Origin of the sequence: Streptomyces sp. NPDC004266 (assembly GCF_042874095.1) — a bacterium.
Taxonomy (GTDB): domain Bacteria; phylum Actinomycetota; class Actinomycetes; order Streptomycetales; family Streptomycetaceae; genus Streptomyces.
This window is the reverse complement of sequence record NZ_JBIAMM010000005.1, coordinates 42,788-62,522: the sequence shown is the minus strand read 5'-3', so window position 1 is coordinate 62,522 and position 19,735 is coordinate 42,788. Positions and strand designations below refer to the sequence as shown.

The 19,735-nt window shown below is 74.2% G+C and carries 18 protein-coding genes; 10 read left to right on the top strand and 8 right to left on the bottom strand.

Translation table 11 applies throughout. The features are described from left to right. Positions 1-19 precede the first annotated feature (19 nt). Both ACFYUZ_RS13940 and ACFYUZ_RS13935 read left to right on the top strand, forming a co-directional pair. Positions 20-499, top strand: a complete 480-nt coding sequence (locus ACFYUZ_RS13940) for a GNAT family N-acetyltransferase (RefSeq protein ID WP_389308662.1) — start codon at positions 20-22, stop codon at positions 497-499. Then, complete coding sequence (locus tag ACFYUZ_RS13935) at positions 496-1,473, top strand: ABC transporter substrate-binding protein (protein WP_389308660.1); 978 nt, start codon at positions 496-498, stop codon at positions 1,471-1,473. Before ACFYUZ_RS13940 ends, ACFYUZ_RS13935 begins: the two co-directional genes overlap by 4 nt. A gap of 35 nt (positions 1,474-1,508) precedes the next feature. Here ACFYUZ_RS13935 and ACFYUZ_RS13930 read toward each other — a convergent pair whose 3' ends face one another. Further along, entirely contained in the window at positions 1,509-2,768 is a 1,260-nt protein-coding gene (locus ACFYUZ_RS13930; protein WP_389308658.1) for a DUF5685 family protein, read from the bottom strand. 322 nt (positions 2,769-3,090) lie between these two features. On the opposite strand from ACFYUZ_RS13930, the gene ACFYUZ_RS13925 reads away from it, so the two are divergent. Further along, positions 3,091-3,525 (top strand): cell division protein SepF, encoded by a 435-nt coding sequence (locus ACFYUZ_RS13925; RefSeq protein ID WP_015032577.1) that lies wholly within the window; start codon positions 3,091-3,093, stop codon positions 3,523-3,525. 43 nt (positions 3,526-3,568) lie between these two features. On the opposite strand, the gene ACFYUZ_RS13920 is transcribed toward ACFYUZ_RS13925, so the two are convergent. After that, positions 3,569-5,455: an MFS transporter gene (locus ACFYUZ_RS13920; protein WP_389308656.1), complete on the bottom strand. Its 1,887-nt coding sequence runs from the start codon at positions 5,453-5,455 to the stop codon at positions 3,569-3,571. 406 nt (positions 5,456-5,861) lie between these two features. On the opposite strand from ACFYUZ_RS13920, the gene ACFYUZ_RS13915 reads away from it, so the two are divergent. Continuing rightward, complete coding sequence (locus ACFYUZ_RS13915; protein ID WP_389308654.1) at positions 5,862-6,758, top strand: phosphatase PAP2 family protein; 897 nt, start codon at positions 5,862-5,864, stop codon at positions 6,756-6,758. 81 nt (positions 6,759-6,839) lie between these two features. Here the strand turns inward: ACFYUZ_RS13915 and ACFYUZ_RS13910 are convergent, their stop codons facing one another. Then, positions 6,840-7,055 carry an I78 family peptidase inhibitor gene (locus ACFYUZ_RS13910; protein WP_190160142.1) on the bottom strand — a complete coding sequence of 72 codons (216 nt, stop codon included), beginning with the start codon at positions 7,053-7,055 and terminating at the stop codon, positions 6,840-6,842. A 309-nt stretch (positions 7,056-7,364) separates the two neighbouring features. Here ACFYUZ_RS13910 and ctaD point away from each other — a divergent pair, with 309 nt between their 5' ends. Then, positions 7,365-9,059 (top strand): cytochrome c oxidase subunit I, encoded by a 1,695-nt coding sequence (gene ctaD, locus ACFYUZ_RS13905; RefSeq protein ID WP_389309318.1) that lies wholly within the window; start codon positions 7,365-7,367, stop codon positions 9,057-9,059. On the opposite strand, the gene ACFYUZ_RS13900 is transcribed toward ctaD, so the two are convergent. From ACFYUZ_RS13900 to ACFYUZ_RS13885, 4 genes are all read right to left on the bottom strand, one after another. Then, positions 9,016-9,984: a helix-turn-helix transcriptional regulator gene (locus tag ACFYUZ_RS13900; protein ID WP_389308652.1), complete on the bottom strand. Its 969-nt coding sequence runs from the start codon at positions 9,982-9,984 to the stop codon at positions 9,016-9,018. The genes ctaD and ACFYUZ_RS13900 overlap by 44 nt on opposite strands. 494 nt (positions 9,985-10,478) lie before the next feature. After that, positions 10,479-11,753 carry a glycosyltransferase gene (locus ACFYUZ_RS13895; RefSeq protein ID WP_389308650.1) on the bottom strand — a complete coding sequence of 425 codons (1,275 nt, stop codon included), beginning with the start codon at positions 11,751-11,753 and terminating at the stop codon, positions 10,479-10,481. Positions 11,754-11,827: 74 nt separating this feature from the next. Next, positions 11,828-13,120 carry an ABC transporter substrate-binding protein gene (locus ACFYUZ_RS13890; RefSeq protein ID WP_389308648.1) on the bottom strand — a complete coding sequence of 431 codons (1,293 nt, stop codon included), beginning with the start codon at positions 13,118-13,120 and terminating at the stop codon, positions 11,828-11,830. Beyond that, positions 13,098-13,634, bottom strand: a complete 537-nt coding sequence (locus ACFYUZ_RS13885; protein ID WP_389308646.1) for a hypothetical protein — start codon at positions 13,632-13,634, stop codon at positions 13,098-13,100. Before ACFYUZ_RS13885 ends, ACFYUZ_RS13890 begins: the two co-directional genes overlap by 23 nt. A 100-nt stretch (positions 13,635-13,734) precedes the next feature. Here ACFYUZ_RS13885 and ACFYUZ_RS13880 point away from each other — a divergent pair, with 100 nt between their 5' ends. From ACFYUZ_RS13880 to ACFYUZ_RS13870, 3 genes are read left to right on the top strand one after another with little or no spacing between them, the layout of a single operon-like run. Beyond that, positions 13,735-14,133, top strand: coding sequence for a hypothetical protein (locus tag ACFYUZ_RS13880; protein WP_389308645.1), 399 nt, complete (start codon positions 13,735-13,737; stop codon positions 14,131-14,133). Next, positions 14,121-16,850, top strand: coding sequence for an ATP-binding cassette domain-containing protein (locus tag ACFYUZ_RS13875; RefSeq protein WP_389308643.1), 2,730 nt, complete (start codon positions 14,121-14,123; stop codon positions 16,848-16,850). The genes ACFYUZ_RS13880 and ACFYUZ_RS13875 overlap by 13 nt, the downstream gene beginning before the upstream one ends. Next, a complete protein-coding gene (locus tag ACFYUZ_RS13870) occupies positions 16,847-17,503 on the top strand; it encodes an ATP-binding cassette domain-containing protein (RefSeq protein ID WP_389308641.1) in 657 nt (218 codons plus the stop codon). The genes ACFYUZ_RS13875 and ACFYUZ_RS13870 overlap by 4 nt, the downstream gene beginning before the upstream one ends. A 10-nt stretch (positions 17,504-17,513) precedes the next feature. Here the strand turns inward: ACFYUZ_RS13870 and ACFYUZ_RS13865 are convergent, their stop codons facing one another. Continuing rightward, positions 17,514-18,245: a transglycosylase family protein gene (locus tag ACFYUZ_RS13865; RefSeq protein WP_389308639.1), complete on the bottom strand. Its 732-nt coding sequence runs from the start codon at positions 18,243-18,245 to the stop codon at positions 17,514-17,516. A gap of 235 nt (positions 18,246-18,480) precedes the next feature. Between ACFYUZ_RS13865 and ACFYUZ_RS13860 the strand changes: the two genes are divergently transcribed. Continuing rightward, positions 18,481-19,263, top strand: a complete 783-nt coding sequence (locus ACFYUZ_RS13860; protein WP_389308637.1) for a hypothetical protein — start codon at positions 18,481-18,483, stop codon at positions 19,261-19,263. A gap of 194 nt (positions 19,264-19,457) precedes the next feature. Further along, positions 19,458-19,721, top strand: a complete 264-nt coding sequence (locus ACFYUZ_RS13855; RefSeq protein ID WP_389308635.1) for a hypothetical protein — start codon at positions 19,458-19,460, stop codon at positions 19,719-19,721. Positions 19,722-19,735: the final 14 nt, after the last annotated feature.

Here is a 19,735-nt window from a genome sequence, read left to right as displayed (position 1 = left end):
TTCACCGTGAAGGACCGTCATGACCTTCGCGTTGTCCGTGCACCGGACCACGACCACCGACCCCCTGGCCCGTCCGCTCCTCGACGAGCTGGCGTACGAGTACACGACCCGCTACGGCTCCGCGCACGACCTGAGCCGCTACCCGGCGGCGGAGTTCGCCCCTCCGCACGGCGCCTTCCTGCTCCTCCTGGAGCAGGGCCGGCCCGTGGCGGGCGGCGCCTACCGCCGTTACGACGACAGGACCGCCGAACTGAAGCGGATCTGGACGCACTCGGCGCACCGCAGGCGCGGCCTCGCCCGCCGGGTCCTCACCGTGCTCGAACGGGAGGCGGCCGGCCGCGGCTACTCCCGCATCTACCTGACGACCGGACCGCGCCAGCCCGAGGCCAAGGGCCTCTATCTGGCGAGCGGCTACCGCCCGCTCTTCGACGTGTCCGCCGATCCCGAGTCGATCGGCCCGCTGCCGTTCGAGAAATTCCTGGAGAACCCGAAGCCATGAGTACGCGCACGAGTTCCGGCACCGCACGCACCACCCTCGTCTTCGCCCTGATCACCGCGGCCGCGCTCGGCCTCACCGCCTGCTCGGGCGGCGAGCCGGCGACCGCCCCGGCCGGGGCCTCGGGAGCGCCGGGCGCCGCGAAGGGCGCGCTCCCGACCGAGGACGTGGTGGCGGCGGTGAAGAAGAACGAGGCGGCGGCGAAGCTGCTCCCCGCCGACGTGCGGCAGCGCGGCAGCCTGGCGCTCGCCTCCTCGGTGGCGACCCCGCCCAGCTCGGCCTATCTGCCGGACGGCAGGACCGTCGTGGGCGTGGACGCCGACTTCTCGGCCGCCGTGGCGAAGGCCCTCGGTCTGGAGCTGAAGCGCGAGGTGGTCGGCTTCGAGGCGATCCTGCCGGCGCTCGGCAGCGGCAAGTACGACGTCGGCACGGGGAACTTCGGGGTCACCGAGGAGCGGCGCAGGACCATCGACTTCGTGACGTACATCAACGACGGGCAGGGCTTCGCCGCCCGGGCGGACAGCGATCTGAAGGCGGTCACCGACCTGACCCAGCTGTGCGGTCTGAAGGTGGCGGTGAACGCCGGCACCACCTTCGAGCGGACCCTGGAGAAGAACAAGGGCCGGTGCGCGCAGGCCGGGAAGCCGGCGTACGAGGTGAACGTCTACAGCGAGACCGGGGCGATCTGGATGTCGCTCCAGCAGGGCCGCAGCGACGTCGTGATGAACACGATCAACGGCGTGCGGTACGCGGTGACGCAGCAGAAGAACGTGAAGTTCCTCAACGAGTACCGGCGCCTCGACGTGGGCTTCGCCTTCAAGAAGGGCACCCCGCTCGCGCCGGCCTTCCAGGCCGCGGTGAACGGCCTGAAGGCCGACGGGACGTACGACCGGATCTTGAAGAAGTGGGGGGTGACTGCCTCGGGGATCGAGAAGTCGCAGATCTCCCCGCCGGAGATCCCCGCACCGGAGAAGTAGCGGGACGGGGGTCCGGCGGGGTGGCCGACGGAGCGTCAGCAGCCGTCGCAGGGGCAGCAGCAGTCGCAACCGTCACAGCCACCGCAGTCGCAGTCGCAGTCCCGGCAGCAGCCCTCGCGCTTCTTGCGGGACCAGGGGCCCTCGTACTCCTTGGCGCAGCAGATCTGGCAGGTGCAGAAGAGCCAGGTGAACATGGCGCATCCGGCGAGGAAGCCGCGCGGCTTGGGGGCCTGGGGCGCGCCGCCGCCGAACTGGGGCGGCAGGCCGCCGGGACCGCCCGGGCCCATGGGGCCGCCGCCGTAGGGGTTCCCACCGCCGTACGGGTTGCCGCCGCCGTAGGGGTTCTGCGAGCCGTACGGGCTGGGGGGCCGGCCCCCGTACGGGTTCCCCGGCACCGGGTCGTGGGCGGCCCGCACGCCCTGCGCTCCGTGCGAGCAACCGGTCGTGCCGAAGGCACGGTCGACCGAGGTGCGCAGCTCGTGGGCGAGCAGGACGTGGACGAGCTTGCCGTCGGCGAACTCGGCGTCCCTCAGGGCGAGGCGGATGCCGTGGAGGGCGTCGTCGGCGAGCCGGCGGGCCTCCTCGCGGGAGGTGCCGGTGGCGGTGAGCGGGTTCCACGCGCCGTTCCCGGCGTCGGTGGTCTGGTCCTCGACGGCGTCGAGGAGGTGGGCGAGGCGGCCGAAGAGGCGGCCCGCCTCGGCGAGCGGTGCCGCGTTCCCCGGGCGTCCCGCGAGGACGGCGGTGTGCGCGAAGGCGGCGGCGGTCGCCGTCTCGGTCGGTTCGGTGACGGCGAGCAGGGAGGTGCCGGGCCCGGCGAGGGCCTCGATGCCGGTCTGGCGGTCGACGGCGTCGACGAGGACCGCGGTGTCGAAGCCGAGGTCCCGGCCGGTCCTGGCCCCGGCCCTGTCCCAGGAGCGGGCGACGCGGCGGGCCGCGGCGGCGACGGGGCGGCGGGCCAACAGGCCGTCCCTGTCGGCGACGTGGTCCCGGACCTTCGCCGAGGCGAGGACGAGCGAGACGGCGGCGGCGAGCCTGGCTCCCTCGCCCCGGGCGACGGGGGCGGTCCGCATGGCGCGCAGCGCGCAGGGGCCGGCCGTCCGGCGGCCCGCCTCGGTCACGCCGGTCTGAGCCTCCGTCAGGACGGAGACGATGAGCCCGTCGTAGTTGGTGACGATCCGGGCGAACTGCCCGTGGTCGGCGCGGAGCGCCAGACAGAGGCCGCAGAGGTGGGCCATCCACTCGGTCTTGAGACCGTCGGTGAGGCGATGGGTGCAGGGCCTGACGATTCCGAACAAGGACTCCCCCGTGAGTCGTGGGCTGTGGCGGGCGAAGGTCCGCCGTGCGGCCTCGCGGCATCGTAGCGAGCGGGCCCGTTCACCCGTACGCGCCCATCGTCACCCTTGTGGCACGACTTTCATATTTTCAGCTACATGGCCCTCCATCAGGGGTCCCATACCGCAAGTTTCCTGACGAATCGCCAGAAAACGGCCCTCACGTTCTGCACCAGTACCGTCACGAATCCTCTGCGCGGCGCCTATCCACTTGGCGCGCGATCCGCATCATGGACGACGATAGGGAATGCGGAACCACAAGTGACCGCGCTGAAAGGAGGCGTCCATGGGATCGGTGCGCAAGGCGAGTGCCTGGCTGGGACTCGTCGAGGACAACGACGAGCGTTACTACGACGACGAGTACGCCGACGGTGCCGAGGGCGGCGACGCCTGGGTGACGGACCCCCGGGTCCGGGTGGCCACGGACACCGCCGAGGAGCGGGGCCGCCGGATCGCCACCGTCTCCCCGGACGGCTTCCGGGACGCCCGGGGCATCGGCGAGCTCTTCCGGGACGGGGTTCCGGTGATCGTGAACCTGACCGCGATGGAGCCGAACGACGCCAAGCGCGTCGTCGACTTCGCCGCCGGTCTCGCCTTCGGCCTGCGCGGCTCGATCGAGCGCGTGGCGACGCGGGTCTTCCTGCTGACCCCCGCCGACACCCAGATCGTCACCGGCGAGACGGGCCGGCGTCAGCAGGACGGTTTCTTCAATCAGAGCTGAGCGGGTCCGCCGGCCGGTCCCGGCACCTCCCGACGGGGTCGGGTCAGTGCGCCGGGCGCCCCGAGCCAGCGGGCTCGATCGCTTCCCGGGTCGCGGGCACCCGCGGCTCGCCCCCCTCCGGGGAACCGAGCGGCTCCGACCGATCGGCCCGCTCCGACGGACCGGACGCCTCCGGACAAGCGGCCCGCTCCGACCCGACCGGGACCCCCGGGGAACCGGCCCGCTCCGCACAAGCGGCCCGCTCCGACCCGACGGGCATCCCCGACGACAGACCGGTGGACGCCGCCTCCGGCCTCCCCGCCGCCGCCGGCCCCGCAGCCCGGTCCGGGCCCTCCTGGGCCGAGAGCGCCCCCTGGGCCTCCCGGGCGTCGAAGGCCTCCTCCGGATCCACCGGACACTCCATGATCCGCGGCAGCCGCTGGGCCATCAGCGCGCCCACGAGCAGCAGCCCGGCGCTCACGAGGAGCGTGACGTGCAGGCCGTGCACGAAGGAGTGGCGGGCGGCCTGGTGCAGGGCGTCCCCGGCCGTGCCGCCGAGCTGGTCGGCGACCTTGTAGGCCTCCCCGAGCGAGTTCGCGGCGGCCCGGCTCGCCTCCGCGGGCACTCCGGGGACCGAGGCGAGCGCGGGGGCGTACGCGGCGTTCATCACGCTGCCGAGCAGGGCGATGCCCATGCCCGCGCCGAGCTGGTACGAGGTCTCGCCGATCGCGGCCGCGCCGCCCGCACTGTGCTGCGGCGCCTCGCTGAGCATCGACTCGTACGCCGAGAAGAGCGTGGTCTGGAGGCCGAAGCCCAGCAGCACGAACCCCGCCGTGAGCAGCAGCGGCCGGTCGTGCTGCCCCATGAGCGTCAGCAGCAGCACCGCGGCGGCGGTGAGCAGGAAGCCCCAGCCGACCATCCGGCGCGGCCCGATCCGGCGCAGGGTGTACGAGCCGGTGGCGCCGGCGGCCATGGCGGCGAAGGTCAGCGGGAGGAGCCGGAGCCCGGTCTCCAGGGGGCTGAGGCCGAGGACGAGCTGGAGGTACTGGACGGCGATGAGCTCCAGGCCGACCAGGGCCAGCATGCCGATGACGATGCAGCCGACCGAGGTGGTGAAGGCGGCCCGGGAGAAGAGCCGCAGGTCGATCAGCGGGTACGGGCGCCGCTTCTGCCGCCGTACGAAGAGGACGAGGAGCGCGGCGCCGAGCAGCAGCGGCCCGGCGGTCGGCAGGGCGAGCAGCGGCTCGCCGGCCCCGGCGCGCTTGACGCCGAGCACGCAGCCGAGCACGCCGGCCGCGGCCATGAGCGCCCCGAGCACGTCCCAGGGGCCGTCCGCGGCGCCCCGGGACTCGGGGAGGAGGCGGCGGCCGAGCGGGAGGATCAGCGCCATCAGCGGGATGTTGATGAGGAAGACGGAGCCCCACCAGTAGTTCTCGACGAGGAAGCCGCCGAGCACGGGTCCGGTGGCGGCCCCGATCGCGGCGGTGGCGGTCCAGATGCCGATCGCGGTGGCGCGCTCCCTCCGGTCGGGGAAGACCGTCCGGAGGATGGAGAGCGTGGCGGGCATGATCATGGCGCCGCCGACGCCGAGCAGCGCGCGGGCCCCGATGAGGACCCCGGGCGCCGTGGCGAGCGCGGCGACCGCCGAGGCGATGCCGAAGAGCGCGTAGCCGAGGAGGAGGACCCTCCGTCTGCCGACCCGGTCACCGAGGGTGCCGAAGAGGATCAGCAGCGACGCGCAGACCAGGGGGTAGGCGTCGACGATCCAGAGCAGCGCGGTGGAGCTGGGGCGCAGGTCCTCGGTGAGCGAGGGGACGGCGACGTGGAGGATGGTCGCGTCGAGGGCGACCAGGAGAAGGCTGACGCAGAGGACGACGAGGACGACCCAGCGGTTGGCGCCGGAGCCGACGGCGGAACGCGATCGCCCTTGGGCCGTGTTCGTCCGCGACATGTACGTACCTCCCAGTGAAGCTCTCGCGCTCGGTGGGCTGTGACCAGGGCGTATGCCCCTGGGGCGGCCCGGCATCGACGGGCGAGTGAGCCGTCAGCGTACGCGAGTTCAAGGCCCGAGCGCGTGGTGCAGCTCTCACCTCGCCGGGGCTCGGGGTGTGGCGTACGCCACTCGGCACGGTCCGCGCGTCGCATGGAATTCCGTACGGACACCTGTTTGAGGAAATTCCCGCGCACTCAAACACACTTCCGGAATCGCCCCCGGAGGGAATAGGGCGGAAGGTCATCGGATTTCCCGACGGACGACCGGAATGGACCGGCCACTGAGACCTACTCCACATCACATGGTCATCACGAAGGGAGCGGAACGACCGGGTCTGCTTCTCACTCCCTGTAACGTCCATTGGGTGCGTACCGACATCTTTGCCCGGCTGGACCGGGAGCCGGAACCGCCGAAGATAGAGGTCCCGCGGATGACCCGCACGCGTCTCGCCCTCTTCGGCGGGACGTCGGCGTTCTATCTCGCCATCGTCGTGGCCGTCCTGCTGTCGACGTGGCTGGTGACCCTCGACTGGAAGATCATGCTCTTCCGGCCGTACCAGCAGTGGCCCGAGGTCCACGGCTTCCTCGACTACTACGTCGTCCTCGGTCAGCGCGGCCCCACGGCCGTCATGGTGGCCGCCTGGCTGGGCTGGCGCTCCTGGCGCCAGCACACCCTGCGCCCCCTGCTGTGCCTCGGCGCCGCCCTCCTGCTGCTCAACGTCTCGGTGGGCGCGGTCAAGCTCGGACTCGGCCGCCTCGGACCTCACTACGCGACCCAGATCGGCTCCGCCGAGCTCTTCGCCGGAGGCGACATATTCCCCTCGGGGCACACCGCCAACGCGGTCGTGACCTGGGGCATCCTCGCCTACCTGGCGACCACCCCGAGGGCCCGGCGCTATCTGTCGGCCCTCTCCGCGGTGGTCGCGCTCGGCGTCGGCCTCACCACCGTCTACCTCGGCACGCACTGGCTGAGCGACGTGCTGCTCGGCTGGGCCGCCGGGCTCCTCGTCCTGCTCGCGCTGCCCTGGTGCGAGCCGGTCCTGGCCGTGGCGGAGGCCTGGATCCTCGCCGCGCGCGACCGGATGCGGGAGCGGCTGCGGGAGCGCCGCCGGCTCGTGCCCTCGCTGCCCGTGGCCTCCGGCGGCCCGCGCCCCGGGTTCTTCCCGCCGCGCCCGCCCGTGCCCGAGGAGCCGGTGCGGGAGCCCGTCCGGGAGCCCGTGGGGCTGGCCGGCGGCCGACGCGCCCCGGTGACCCGCGGCTGATCCGCGCCCCCTCCACCGCGCACGCGGAAGGGCCCCGGCCACATCGGCCGGGGCCCTTCCGCGTGCGGTCCCGCCGGCTCCTCAGCCGAGCCAGCAGCGGGTGACGGTGCCGTCCTCGACCTCGAAGTTGATGCGCCCGGACAGGTACTCCATGGTGATGATCGAGCCGGGCGGCAGGGACCGGACGACGCTCCAGCCGCGGGTCCTGGCGAGGCGCTCGGCCCCTTCGGCGTCGAGGCCCACATAGGACCCGGGAGCGTCGTGAGGCGGTTCGGGAGTGCGCGAAGTGGGTGACATGAACCTCACGTTAGTCCCTCGGCGGTCACGCTTGTGTCACAAGTTCTCGACATATGTTTGGTCTGCCCGTCCGTCCGCCGCGGGGCGTGTTTCCGGCCGTTTCTCCAGTAATTCACGGCGGTACCCATCAGTTCGCACGAAGGCTTCGGAAGCGCGGCCAAGGTACGGGCAATTCCCTTCTTCCCGCACGCCGTCCCGAATTGCGCCGGCGACGCGCACGCGTGGCGCACACTCTTCCCTTACACAATGCTTACGCTGTCGGAACGCCCGGAGACGCGGAGCCGGGACGACGGCGAGGCGGAGGCGGCGATGGGCAACGGGACAGCGGTCGCGACCGCCGAATCGGCCCGGCAGCGGCACGGCCGCGTCATGATCGACTGGCTCACCACGACCGACCACAAGAAGATCGGCCACCTCTACCTGGTCACCGCGTTCGCCTTCTTCCTGCTCGCCGGGCTCATGGCGATGCTGATGCGGGCCGAGCTGGCCCGCCCGGGCCTCCAGCTCGTCTCGAACCTCCAGTACAACCAGGCCTTCACCCTGCACGGCACGATCATGCTGCTGCTCTTCGCCACGCCCACCTTCGCCGGCTTCGCGAACGAACTGGTGCCGCTGCAGATCGGCTCCCCCGACGTCGCCTTCCCGCGGCTGAACATGTTCTCGTACTGGCTGTTCCTCTTCGGCGGCCTGATGGTGGCCGGCTCCCTCTTCACCCCGACCGGCCCCGCCGCCTTCGGCTGGACCGCCTACGCCCCGCTCAACAGCCTGGAGCGCTCCCCCGGCGTCGGCATCGACCTGTGGATCATGGGGCTCGCGCTCTCCGGCTTCGGCACGATCCTGACCTCGGTGAACTTCCTCGCCACCATCGTCGGCATGCGCGCGCCCGGCATGACCATGTTCCGGATGCCGATCTTCACCTGGAACGTCCTCTTCACCGCGGTCCTGGTGATCGTCGCCTTTCCCGTCCTCGCAGCCGCGCTGCTCGTCCTGGAGGCCGACCGGCGCCTCGGCGCCCTGGTCTTCCAGCCCGAGAACGGCGGGGCGCTCCTGTGGCAGCACCTCTTCTGGTTCTTCGGCCACCCCGAGGTCTACATCATCGCGCTGCCGTTCTTCGGGATCATCAGCGAGATCGTCCCCGTCTTCGCCCGCAAGCCGATCTTCGGCTACACGACCCTGATCGCCGCCACCATGACGATCACCGGGCTCTCCGTGGTGGTCTGGGCCCACCACATGTTCGTCACGGGCGCGGTGCTGCTGCCGTTCTTCTCGATGCTCTCCTTCCTCATCGCGGTGCCCACCGGCGTGAAGTTCTTCAACTGGACCGGGACGATGCTGCGCGGCTCGCTCTCCTTCGAGACCCCGATGCTCTGGTCCGTCGGCTTCCTGGTGTCCTTCCTCTTCGGCGGGCTCACCGGCGTCATCCTCGCCTCGCCGCCGATGGACTTCCAGGTCACCGACTCGTACTTCGTGGTCGCCCACTTCCACTACACGGTCTTCGGCACGGTCGTCTTCGCGACCTTCGCCGGCTTCTCCTTCTGGTGGCCCAAGTTCACCGGCCGGATGCTCGACGAACGGCTCGGGAAGATCCACTTCTGGACCCTCTTCACCGGCTTCCACCTGACCTTCCTGGTGCAGCACTGGCTCGGCGCGGAAGGCATGCCCCGCCGGTACGCCGACTACCTCGCGGCCGACGGCTTCACCACCCTCAACACCCTGTCCACCATCGGCGCCTTCCTCCTCGGCGTCTCCACGCTGCCGTTCCTCTACAACGTGTGGCGGACCTGGCGGTACGGGGAGAAGGTCGAGGTCGACGACCCCTGGGGCTTCGGACGCTCCCTGGAATGGGCGACCTCCTGCCCGCCGCCCCGGCACAACTTCGACGCCGTGCCCCGGATCCGCTCCGAGGCGCCCGCCTTCGACCTCCACCACCCCGAGTTCGCGGCGTACGAGCAGCTGAGGATCAGCCCTCCGACCGGTCGAGGGCCCGGGACAACCGGTCCCTGAGCGCCCGGACCGACTCCGCCAGCTCCGGCGGGTCCACCACCTCGAACTCGAAGCCCATGAACGCCACGTGAAACACCATCATGTCGAGGGTGTTCGCCCCCGTCCGCAGCAGACAGGCGTCCTCCCCGTCCGCCGTCAGGACCCCGTCCAGCGCGCCGACGACCGCGGCCGCCTCGGCGAGCGGCACCAGCAGCCGGACCGTCGCCTCCGCCGCGTAGGCGGTGCCGGACACGCCCTTCGCCACGTACGCGGCCAGGTCCTCGGCGGGCGGCTCGCGGGGCGGGAAGCGGGGGCCGTGCGGCGGGGTCGGCTCGATCCGGTCGGCCCGGAACGTCCGCCAGTCGCCCCGGTCCAGGTCCCAGGCGACCAGATACCAGCGCCGCTCCGTGCACACCAGGCGGTGCGGCTCGACCGTCCTGCGGGTGGCGGCGCCGCCGTGGTCGCGGTAGGCGAAGCGGAGCCGCTCGCCGTCCCGGCAGGCGTGGGCCAGCTCGGTGAGGACCGCCGGGTCGGCCCGCTCCCTCGGGGTACGCAGCAGGGGCACCGTGAAGGCGTTGAGCGCCCCGATCCGGCGCCGGAGCCGGCCCGGCAGGACCTGCTCCAGCTTCGCCAGGGCGCGCACGGAACTCTCGCCGATGCCCTCGACGCCCTGGCCGGCGGCGGACCGCAGCCCGACCGCGACCGCGACGGCCTCCTCGTCGTCGAGGAGCAACGGCGGCAGCTCGGCGCCGGCCCCCAGCTGGTACCCGCCGCCCGTGCCGGGGCTGGCGTGCACGGGATAGCCGAGTTCCCGCAGCCGGTCGACGTCCCGCCGCACGGTGCGGGCCGTCACTCCGAGCCGCTCGGCGAGGTCCGCGCCGGACCACTCGCGGTGCGCCTGGAGCAACGACAGCAGGCGCAGCAGGCGGGCGGAGGTCTCCAACATGCCCCCGAGTCTGCCAGCCCTTCCGGACAACCACGGTCCGCAACCCCGACCCCACCGGGGCGGCGCCCACCCCGCGCCCCCCGTTGCGGGCAGGCGTTCCGCCGGGACGGTGCCCACCCCCGCGCCCCCGTTGTGGGCATGCGTTCCGCTGGGGCGGAACGGGTGGGCACAACGGAACGGCGCCCTGCCGGCGCCAGAGGCTCCCGAGCCTGAACCCGCACCGGATGCGCACCGCGCAAAGTGGTGCGGGTCCAGGCCCGTAAGGCGGAGGCGCCGCGAAGGGCGCCGTCCCGTGTGCCCACCCGTCCCGCCCAGCGGGACGATCGCCCACACGGGCGGGTGGCGGAAGGGGCACCGCCCCGCCGGGCGCAGCCCACACGGCGGGTACGGGAGGGGCACCGCCCGGCGGGCGCGGCGCCCACACGGGCGGGGGCGGCGGGCGCACCGCCCGGCAGGGCGCAGGGGTCAGAAGAGCGGGGCCCGGGAAGGGGGGGTCAGCGGAGGCGGCGGAGGAGGCGGCCCGCCCTCGCCTTCTGGGTGTAGACCGCGTCCACGACCCGCCCCACCCCCCGGTGCACCCGCGCCCGCCCCGCCGCATGCACCCGCCGCCCCGCGCCGCGCGCGACGAGTTCCGTCCACAGGGCCTCGTGCCGCGCGGCGATCCGCGAGGGGTCGAAGCGTTCGGACGCGGCGAGCGCGGCCCGCCCGGCCTTGGCCCGCAGCTCCTCGTCCTCGACGTACCGCCGCAGCGCCGCCGCGACGGCGGCGACGTCGTCGACCGGCACGAGCCGCCCGTCGACCCCGTCCTCGATGATCTCGCGCGGCCCGTGGGGGCAGTCGGTGGAGACCACCGGCAGTCCGCACCGCATCGCCTCGACGATCGTCATGCCGAAGGACTCGCGCTGCGAGGTCACGGCGGCGATGGAGCCCTTGGCCCACTCCGGCTCCATCGGGTTGACGGCCCCCATGAGGAAGACCTGCCCGTCGAGCCCGCGGTCCCGGATCTGCCGGGTCAGCGGGGCCTTGAGGTCCTCGACGGCGTCGCCGGTGCCGTAGATCCGCAGTTTCCAGTCGGGATGGTCGGCGGCCACGGAGGCGAAGGCGTCGATCAGCACGTCGTACCGCTTGACCCGGGTCAGCCGGCCCGCGGCGACGACGGTCCTCGCCGCGGGGTCGGCGGGCGGTACGGAGGGGGCGGGCACGCTGTTGGGCACGGCCTCGATGCGTACGCCGGGCAGCCGGAGCTCGCGGTAGGACCGGGCGTCGGCCTCGGTGACCGTGGTGACGGCGTCGAGGAGCGCGTACTCGTGGGCGATGTCCCGGCGCAGCCGGTAGCTGTGGCCGCGCAGGATCAGGTGTTCCTGGCCGACGAGGACCGGCCCGCGCCGGGCCTGCCGGGCGAGGTGCACGTTGAGCCCGGGGCGGGTGGCGACGAGGACGTCGGCCTCCACCCCGCGGAGGTACTCCCCGATCCGGGCGTCGGTGAGCGCGCTGTACTGCTTCCAGCGGCCGTCGCCGCGCGGGAAGACCTCGGCGGGGCGGTGGAAGTCGGGGTGGTCGCCGTCGTATCCGGGAGTGTCCCGGCGCAGGTCGACGAGGTGGCGCAGGGTCACCCCGGCCGGCAGGCCGAGGATCGGGCGGTCGCGGTGGCGGAACACGGAGACGATCTCGACCTCGTGCCGTTCCGCCAGTTCCTCGGCGAGCGTGAACGTGGTCCGGATGGTGCCGCCGTAGTGGTAGCCGTTGTGGAGCAGAAAGGAGATGCGCATCGTACTGCCGGTTCCCCCCGGTCAGACGGTCAGTCGGTCGGTGACCGACTGTACTGCCGGTGCGGGGGCGGCGCTCACGGGCGGTAGCCGAGCTGGGGGACGGTCGCGCAGTTCTCGGTCATGTCCCCCTGGCTCACCCAGCCCCGTCCGTCCTGCCAACGGGCCACGGACAGACAGGTGTTCCGGGTGGCGGGCGGCCGGGCCAGGTGCTCGAACCGTACGGGGAGCAGCAGTCCGCGCGCGGTGTACGGTTCCGGACGGTTCATGAACTCCTCGACGCAGCCGCGGGTGAGCGCGCCCCGGGCGAGGCAGGAGCGGGCCGCGTCGGTGAACCACATCGCCGCCGCCCAGCCCTCCAACTGCCATTGCGACAGGGGACGGTCGCCCATGGCCGCGCGGAAGGCCCGGACCGCCGGGTGTCCGGTGTCGTCGTGGTTCCGGCTGGAGCCCGTCACCCACAGCGAGGCCCGGCAGCCGGGGGCCCGGGCGTAGTCGTGGGCGACGGCCGAGGACCAGTTCTGCACGTTGGTCACCTTGGCGGCGACCTTGACCCCGAGCGCCTCCATCGCCTCGCACAGGCGCACGTTGCCGTGGGTGTCCATCGCGTCGAAGAGGAGGTCGGCGTGCTCGGCCCGCAGGTCGGCGGCGACCGCGCGGAAGTTGGGCAGGGCGAAGTCGACCTGTTCCTCGACGACGCGGTAGCCCTCGGCCCGCAGTCCCCGTACGACCAGGCGGGCGTAGGCGGCGGAGGCGGCCTGGTTGTAGGAGACGACGGCGGCGGTCCGCGCGCCCAGCTCCTTCCGGAACCAGCGGTAGACCTCGGTCCCCCCGTACAGGGTGCCGCCCCAGCCGGGTGCGCGGCCGGTGCGCGGGGCGGAGCTGCCGTAGATGCCGTAGAGGTGCGGATAGGTGTCGTAGGCGGGGGTGAGCGGCTGGCCGCCGATGTCGGGGACTCCGGCCCGGGCGACGAGGGGCGCGCCCGCGTAGTTCAGGGCGGTGGTGGCGACGAGGGCGAAGACGCCGCGCTCGTCGATCAGCCGGTGCACGCACGCGTTGTCGCCGACGCCGCTGCCGCCGTCGTCGCAGGTCTCGACCTCGATGCGGCGCCCGTCGAGGCCTCCGTGCGCGTTGAGGGCGTCGAACCAGGCGCGGGCCCCGTCGCGCGGCCCGGTGAAGGTCTCCCCGCCGACGGGGCTGGTGGCGCTGGTGATGATCCCGACGCGGAGCGGCTCACCGCCGGAGGGGTTGGCGGTGGGCCGCGTCTCGAAGGCGCGCTCCGGGAGCCGGCTGCCGCAGGCCGTGAGGAGGGCGAGCAGTACGGCCAGCAGCAGCGCCGCGACCGTCTCAGCAGCCCGGGACGGTGACACCGCTCAGCTCGACCAGGCCGCACAGGGTCTTCACGGAGACCTTCCAGGTGTCTCCCTGGAGGACGGAGGTGCCCTTCGAGTCGGACAGGGCGGGGTTGCCGCCGACGAGCAGGTCGTAGGTCACGTTCGCCCCGTCGGGCGAGGTGAAGTCGATGTTCTTGACCTTGGCCGCCGTCGCCGCCGCGTTCTTGTCGCCGGCGAAGGCCTCGAGGACGGGCGCCATCTGCTCGCCGTTCTCCAGCAGCCGGGTCTTCTCGGCCGTCGGGGTCTTCGGGTCGAAGAAGGCCGTCCAGTTCTTGGTGATCTCGGCCCGTGCCGCCGCGGGGTCGTCCGGCTGGGTGGCGCCTCCGGGCGGCTGGGCCGTCCCCTCGGACGGCGGGGCGGACGAGACGGTGCCGCCGCTCTTCGAGCCGCCGTCGTCCGAGCAGCTCGCGAGAGCGGGCGCCAGGGCCAGGACGGCGACGGTCCCGAGGACCGCGATGCGGGAGCGTCCACCGCGTCGTACGACAACCATCTGGTTCACCACCGGGGGGTCCCGCCAGTCCGGAGCGGCTGGTGTTTCCAGGGTGGGACGGATCGGGGCATAGTGCAAGGAAGAGACGAGGGAGGCCTGCGTGCCGACATCCCGGATCCTGCTCTGGAGCGGCCTCGCGGCGGCCGCCGGGGGCGCGGTGCTCTGCGCGCTCGGCTGGTACGGGATCTCCGGCGAGCGCTTCGCGGAGCGCCAGCTGCCCTATCTGGCCTCGTGCACGGTGCCGGGGGCCGCGCTCCTCGTGGCGGGCGCGCTCCTCGTCGGCGCGGCGGCGCTGCTTCCCGTACGCCCTCCCCGGCCCCGCCTCCCCGGACCCGGGGAGCCTCCTCCGCCGTCCTCGGACGGCCCCCTCCTGCGGGTCCCCGGGGGGACCCTCGCGCACCGCCCGGACTGCCCGCTGGTGGCGGGCAAGGCGGAGGCCGTGGAGGTGGGGGACGCGGAGCTCGCCCCCTGCCCGGTGTGTGAGCCGTGGCCTCCCTGACGTACGAGCTGACGCTCGCCGGCCTCGCGGTCGGCAGCGCCGCCGCGCTCACCGGCATCGGCCTGGTCGTCACCTACCGGGCGACGGGCGTGCTGAACCTCGCGCACGGCGCCGTCGCCATGGTCTGCGCGTACGTGCTCCGCCAGCTGGTGGTCGGCTGGGGCTGGCCGCTGCCCCTGGGCGCCCTGGTCACGCTCCTCCTCGTCGCCCCCGCCCTCGGCCTCGCCCTCGACCGCGGCGTCTTCCGTCCCCTGGCGCTGCGCGGCTCGAACCCGGCGCAGACCCTGGTGGCGACCATCGGCGTCTTCGTCCTCCTGGTGGGCGGGGCGGTGCTGCTGTGGGGCCCGGGGGCCCGCGACGACGCTCCCGTGCTGCTCGGCGACGATCCGTGGGCGCAGCTCGCGGCGGTGGTCGCGCTGGCCTGTCTGGTGGGGGCGGTGACCCGGTGGACGCGGTTCGGCCGGGAGCTGCGGGCGGTCGTGGACAACCGTCCGCTCGCCGTCCTGGCGGGCATCGACGCGGACCGGGTGGCGGCGGCGGGCTGGGCGTTCGGCTCGTTCACGGCCGGGCTCACGGGCGTGCTGCTCGCCCCGTACGTACGGCTCGACCCGTACGGGATGCCGCTGCTCGTCGTCGAGGTGATCGCGGTCGCGGTGATCGCCCGGATGCGGTCGCTGCCGGTGGCCGTGGCGGCCGCGCTCGCCATCGGCGTCGTCCAGGCGCAGCTGACCCGGCTGCACCCGGAGGGCTGGGCGGAGCCCCTCCTCCAGGCGGTCGGGGCGAACCTGTTCGTGGTGGCGCTGCTGGTGGCGGCGCTCGTCCTGCCGGGCATCGGCGGCAAGGGCGAGGACGCCCTGCCGCCCCCGGCACGGCCCGCCCGCGTGCCCCCGGCCCTGTGGACGGTGGTCGGCGTCCTGTTCCTCCTCCCGCTCGGTCTCGCGGGCTCCGACCTGCACACGGCGGTGCAGGTCCCCGCGCTCGCCGTGATCCTCCTGTCGCTGGTCGTGGTGGCGGGCCGCGGCGGCCAGATCGCGCTGGGCCAGGCGGCGTACGCGGGCCTGGGCGCCCTCTTCACGGCGCTGCTCGCGGCCGGCGGGGTGCCCACGCTCCTGGCCCTCGGGCTCGCGGTGCCGATGGTGGCGGCGGCGGGCCTGGTGACGGGCCGGCCGGCGATCCGGCGGCACGGCCTGGCCCTCGCCCTGGCGACACTGGCCGTGGGGGTGGCGGTGAGCCGCTTCGTCCTCACCCAGCCGTACGCGACGGCCGGTCTGACGCTCGGCCGCCCGGCGGGCTTCTCCGACGACCGCGCCTTCTACGCCCTGGAGCTCGTCGTCCTGGCCGGCTGCCTCGCCCTGGTGGCGGCGCTCCGCCGGGGGCGCACGGGCCGCGCGCTCGCCGCCCTGCGGGACCACGAGCCGGGCGCGGAGGCGGCGGGCGTCCCGGTGCCCCGCCTCAAGCTCTTCGCCTTCGTCCTGGGCGCGGCGCTGGCGGCCCTGGGCGGCGGGCTGCTCGGCATGGGCCTGCGCGCCTTCGACCCCGAGCAGTACGACCCGGTACGCGGCCTCCTCTGGTTCGCCGCCGTCCTGGTCCTGGGCGCCGACAGCCTCCTCACCCCGCTGGCCGCGGCGGCCCTCCTGACGACCCTCGACGCGGGCCCGCAGGCGGGCACGGCGGCGGCCCTGACGGGTCTCCTGGCGACACTGACGGGCCGCCTCCCGCCCCTGCTGACGCTGTTCCCGGCCCCAGCCCCGAGAGGCCCCGGGGCCCACGCCCCGCCGACCGGCACGGTCCCGGGCGTGCCCCCCGGCGCCGCCCCGGCGGAGGCCCCCGGCACCGGCCCGGCCGGAGGCCGGGCGCACGTCCACGGCCCGCCGGGCGCCGACGGCGCGCGCCCCTCCCCGGGAAGACCCGTGCCTCCTTCGACGACCCGCGCGGACGGTGCGAGGGGGAGCCCCGGCCCGGCCGGAGGCCGGGCGCACCACCCCCACGGCCCGCCGGCCGTCGACGAAGCCCCCCACCGCCCGGCGGAACCCGCGCCCGCCCCGCGCCGCTCCGCACCCCGCGCGGGACTCCGCGCGCACGACCTGACCCTCACCTACCCCGGAGGGGTCACCGCCCTCTCCCACGTCACCCTCGTCCTCTCCCCCGCCCGCGTCACCGCCCTCGTCGGTCCCAACGGCGCGGGCAAGAGCACCCTGTTCGACTGTCTCGCCGGGACCCTCCGCCCCCGCCGGGGCCAGGGCCGGATCACGCTCGACGGCGCCGACATCACCGCCCGGTCCGCCCATGACCGGGCCCGCCTCGGCATCGCCCGGACCTTCCAGCGGCTCGCCGTGTTCCCGTCGCTGACCGTCGAGGAGAACGTCCGCCTGGGCCAGGAGCAGAGCGAGGGACGCGGGGACCCGGCCGCCGTGGAGCGGAGCTTGCGGCTGCTCGGGCTGGCCGGGCCCGTGCGGCACCGGGCGGCGGCGGACCTGCCCACCGGAACGCTGCGCCGGGTCGAGCTGGCCCGCGCGCTGGCCGGACGGCCGCACACGCTCCTCCTCGACGAGCCGGCCGCCGGGCTCGACACGGCCGAGGCCGCCGCGCTCGCCCGGATCCTGGCCGCGCTCGCGGCGGACGGTCTGACCGTCCTCGTCGTCGAGCACGACCCCGACCTGGTCGCCGGGATCGCGCACACCGTGCACACCATGGAGGGGGGCCGGATCCTGTCGTGAGCGTCGAGATCGCCCTGCGCGCCGCCCGGGTCCGCTACGGCCCCCTGGAGGCCCTGCACGGCCTCGACCTGCCCGTGCCGGCCGGGACGGTGACGGTCCTCCTGGGCCGCAACGGCGCGGGCCGGACGACCGCCCTGCGCGCCCTGGCCGGGACGGTGGGGCTCGCGGCGGGCCGGGTGGAGTGGCGCGGGACCGACGTGACCCGCCTCTCGGCACACGAACGGGCCCGTCGGGGGCTGTGCTTCGTACCGGATCTGCGGGCGGTGTACGCGGGCCTCACCGTCGCCGAGAACCTCGCGCTCGCCGCGCCCGGGGCCGACGCGCCCGACGCCACCGCCCCGTACCCGGAACTGGCCCCCCTCCTGGCCAGGACGGCCGGGACGCTGTCCGGCGGGGAGCGCCGGATGCTGGCGCTCTCCCGCGCGCTGCTCGCACGCGCGCGCGTGGTGCTGGTCGACGAGCCGTCGCTCGGCATGGCCCCGCCGGTCGCGGCCCGTACGTACCGGATGCTCGGGGAGCTCGCCGTGGAGCGCGGGGCGGCCGTGGTCCTGGCCGAGCAGCGCGTACCGGACGGGCTGCCGCGCGGCTCGCTCGTGCACGAACTGCGGCGCGGCTCCCGCGCGTCGAGCGGGGAGCCGGCCGAGTACCGCTGAGGCCGCGGCCTCAGAGCGGGGCGATCCGCAGCATGGTGCCGACGACGATCCGGTTCGGATCGGGTCCGATCAGGCTCCGGTTCGCCGCGTACAGCGCCTGCCAGCCGCCCTTGACCGCGAAGCGGCGGGCGACCGAGCCGAGCGTGTCGCCGGCCTGGACGGTGTGGACGCGCCCGGACAGGCCGTACCGCTTGGAGCAGACGGGCCAGGCCCCCCACCCCTGGCCGCGCAGCACCTCCTCGGCGACGGTGATCTGCTGCTGCCGGGTCGCCAGGTCGGCGCGGCGGGCGTACTTCAGCCCGCCGTGCTCGACCCAGGTGGGGTGCCAGAACTGGAGTCCGCCGTAGAAGCCGTTGCCGGTGTTGACGTGCCAGCGGCCGCTGCTCTCGCACTCGGCGACGCAGCCCCACGGCCACTGGTCCCGCGCGCAGGCGTACGCGGGCACGGAGGCGGTCTGCCGGAGCGCGTCCGACACGCCCGGGAGCGCGGCGGAGGCCTCCCGCAGGCCGTCCGGCACGTCCCGCACCCCGGCGGCCGCGTCCTCGACGGCCCCCGGCAGGTCCCGCGCCCCGGCGATCAGGTCCTCGACGGTCCCGGGCACGTCCCGCGCCCCCGCGACCACGCCCGGGACGGGCCCCGCGGGCGTGTCCCGGGCCTGGGCGGGAACCGGAGCCAGGGACAGGAGCGCGGCCGCGGACGCCGCCACGAGGGAACCCGCCGTCCAAAATCGGATCTTCGACATCGGGGAAGGCTAGGCAGCCCCCCGGCGCCACCGGCCCGTGCCGCGCGGAACACCGTTCACACCCCACCCGGTCGGAGTCACGGCCCCGGACGCCCTCGAACGGCCCGGGGCGCACGCGCCACCGGCAACTTGCCTCGCTTCCGCGCGTGACCCCGGCCGAGGCTGACCCGTTGAACTCGGCATGAGACGCCCGGGAACGGCCCGGCGTCCCCGTACCGAGTCCAGGGAGTCCCCCGTGCCGCGCATGCTCGACGTCAGCGAGGACGTACGCGCCGAGATCGGCGACGAAGAAGCGGACCGGCTGCTGGCCGGCGACAACGCCCCGGGCAGCTACGACTGCACCTCCTGCCGCACGCCGGGAGACTCCGACCAGGAGCGCACCAGCACGGTGCTGTTCGTCGGCGAGGAGACCGCGGTCCTCGCGTTCGCCCACGCCAGCTGCATCCCGTCGCAGGTCGTCCGGGTCGCCGAGGAGCAGCTCCAGGGCGCCGTCGCCTCCATCACGGCCTCCGACGCCGCCGAAGCGCTCTCCGCCTCCCACCCCGAGCAGGCCGTGCTCGGGGTCACCAGCGGTCTCGTCCTGATCGAGGGCGAGCTGCACCCGGCGCTCGTCGTGGAGCCGACCGCACCGGTGGCCCGTCCCGGCTCGGACGGCCTCACCGACGAGTTCCTCTCGCTCCTGGCCGAGCAGGGCTTCCAGCCGGTCGTGGACCTGGGCGAGAAGCCGACGATGCTGCCGGGCTGGTCGGTCCTGGTCGCCATGGGCCAGCTGCACTCCGTCCTCCAGCCGGGGCCGGGCGGTGCCGGTCAGACCGCCTGGTGGCAGGCGCACCAGCCGCTCCAGGTCACCGAGGGCTGGCGCGCGGCGGCCAACAAGTCGCACACGGTCCTGGTCTTCGCCGCCCCGGTGGGCTCCATCGGCCAGCAGCCGCGCGAGGACCTGCTGCGGGACGCCCTGGAGAAGGCCGCCGCGAACGGCCGTCTGGTGGCCGCCGCCATGCCGCTGGCCGGCACCTGATGGAAGACGGCCGGCCGGGCATACGGCGGGCGCGGCAGCTCCCGGGGGCGGGGCCGGGTGCGCCGACCGTGCCGCGTCCCCGGAGCGCTCCCCTTTCGGAGAGCCGCCCGCATCCGACGGACGGCGGTGTCGTTGGCACCTATGTGCACCCATACGACCCCTTCCCCCAGCCGTATCCGAGCCCGATCCCCGCGATGCGTCCCGCGCGGGACGTCACGGCGGGCCCTTCGCCGACGCCGATCTACGACGCCCTGTACTCGGAGTACCGCAGGTCGTTCCGTACGCTGCCGGGCGACCGCAGCGGCGAGGAGGAGCTGAGCTTCCGGGCCTTCGGCACGGTCCTGAGCACGGGCGTGCACGGGCACCGGCACGCGAGCGGGTATCCGACGGCGTGGTCGGGGCAGCAGCACTCCCCCACCCAGGCGGCGCTGCCACCGGGGCCCCGCAGAGGTCTCTAGTACGGAAGCGGAAG

Coding starts and splice junctions, on each gene's coding strand:
- ACFYUZ_RS13940 (WP_389308662.1), top strand. CDS start 20: ATGACCTTCGCGTTGTCCGTGCACCGGACCACGACCACCGACCCCCTG.
- ACFYUZ_RS13935 (WP_389308660.1), top strand. CDS start 496: ATGAGTACGCGCACGAGTTCCGGCACCGCACGCACCACCCTCGTCTTC.
- ACFYUZ_RS13925 (WP_015032577.1), top strand. CDS start 3,091: ATGGGATCGGTGCGCAAGGCGAGTGCCTGGCTGGGACTCGTCGAGGAC.
- ACFYUZ_RS13920 (WP_389308656.1), bottom strand. CDS start 5,455: ATGTCGCGGACGAACACGGCCCAAGGGCGATCGCGTTCCGCCGTCGGC.
- ACFYUZ_RS13910 (WP_190160142.1), bottom strand. CDS start 7,055: ATGTCACCCACTTCGCGCACTCCCGAACCGCCTCACGACGCTCCCGGG.
- ctaD (WP_389309318.1), top strand. CDS start 7,365: ATGGGCAACGGGACAGCGGTCGCGACCGCCGAATCGGCCCGGCAGCGG.
- ACFYUZ_RS13900 (WP_389308652.1), bottom strand. CDS start 9,984: ATGTTGGAGACCTCCGCCCGCCTGCTGCGCCTGCTGTCGTTGCTCCAG.
- ACFYUZ_RS13895 (WP_389308650.1), bottom strand. CDS start 11,753: ATGCGCATCTCCTTTCTGCTCCACAACGGCTACCACTACGGCGGCACC.
- ACFYUZ_RS13885 (WP_389308646.1), bottom strand. CDS start 13,634: ATGGTTGTCGTACGACGCGGTGGACGCTCCCGCATCGCGGTCCTCGGG.
- ACFYUZ_RS13865 (WP_389308639.1), bottom strand. CDS start 18,245: ATGTCGAAGATCCGATTTTGGACGGCGGGTTCCCTCGTGGCGGCGTCC.
- ACFYUZ_RS13855 (WP_389308635.1), top strand. CDS start 19,458: ATGCGTCCCGCGCGGGACGTCACGGCGGGCCCTTCGCCGACGCCGATC.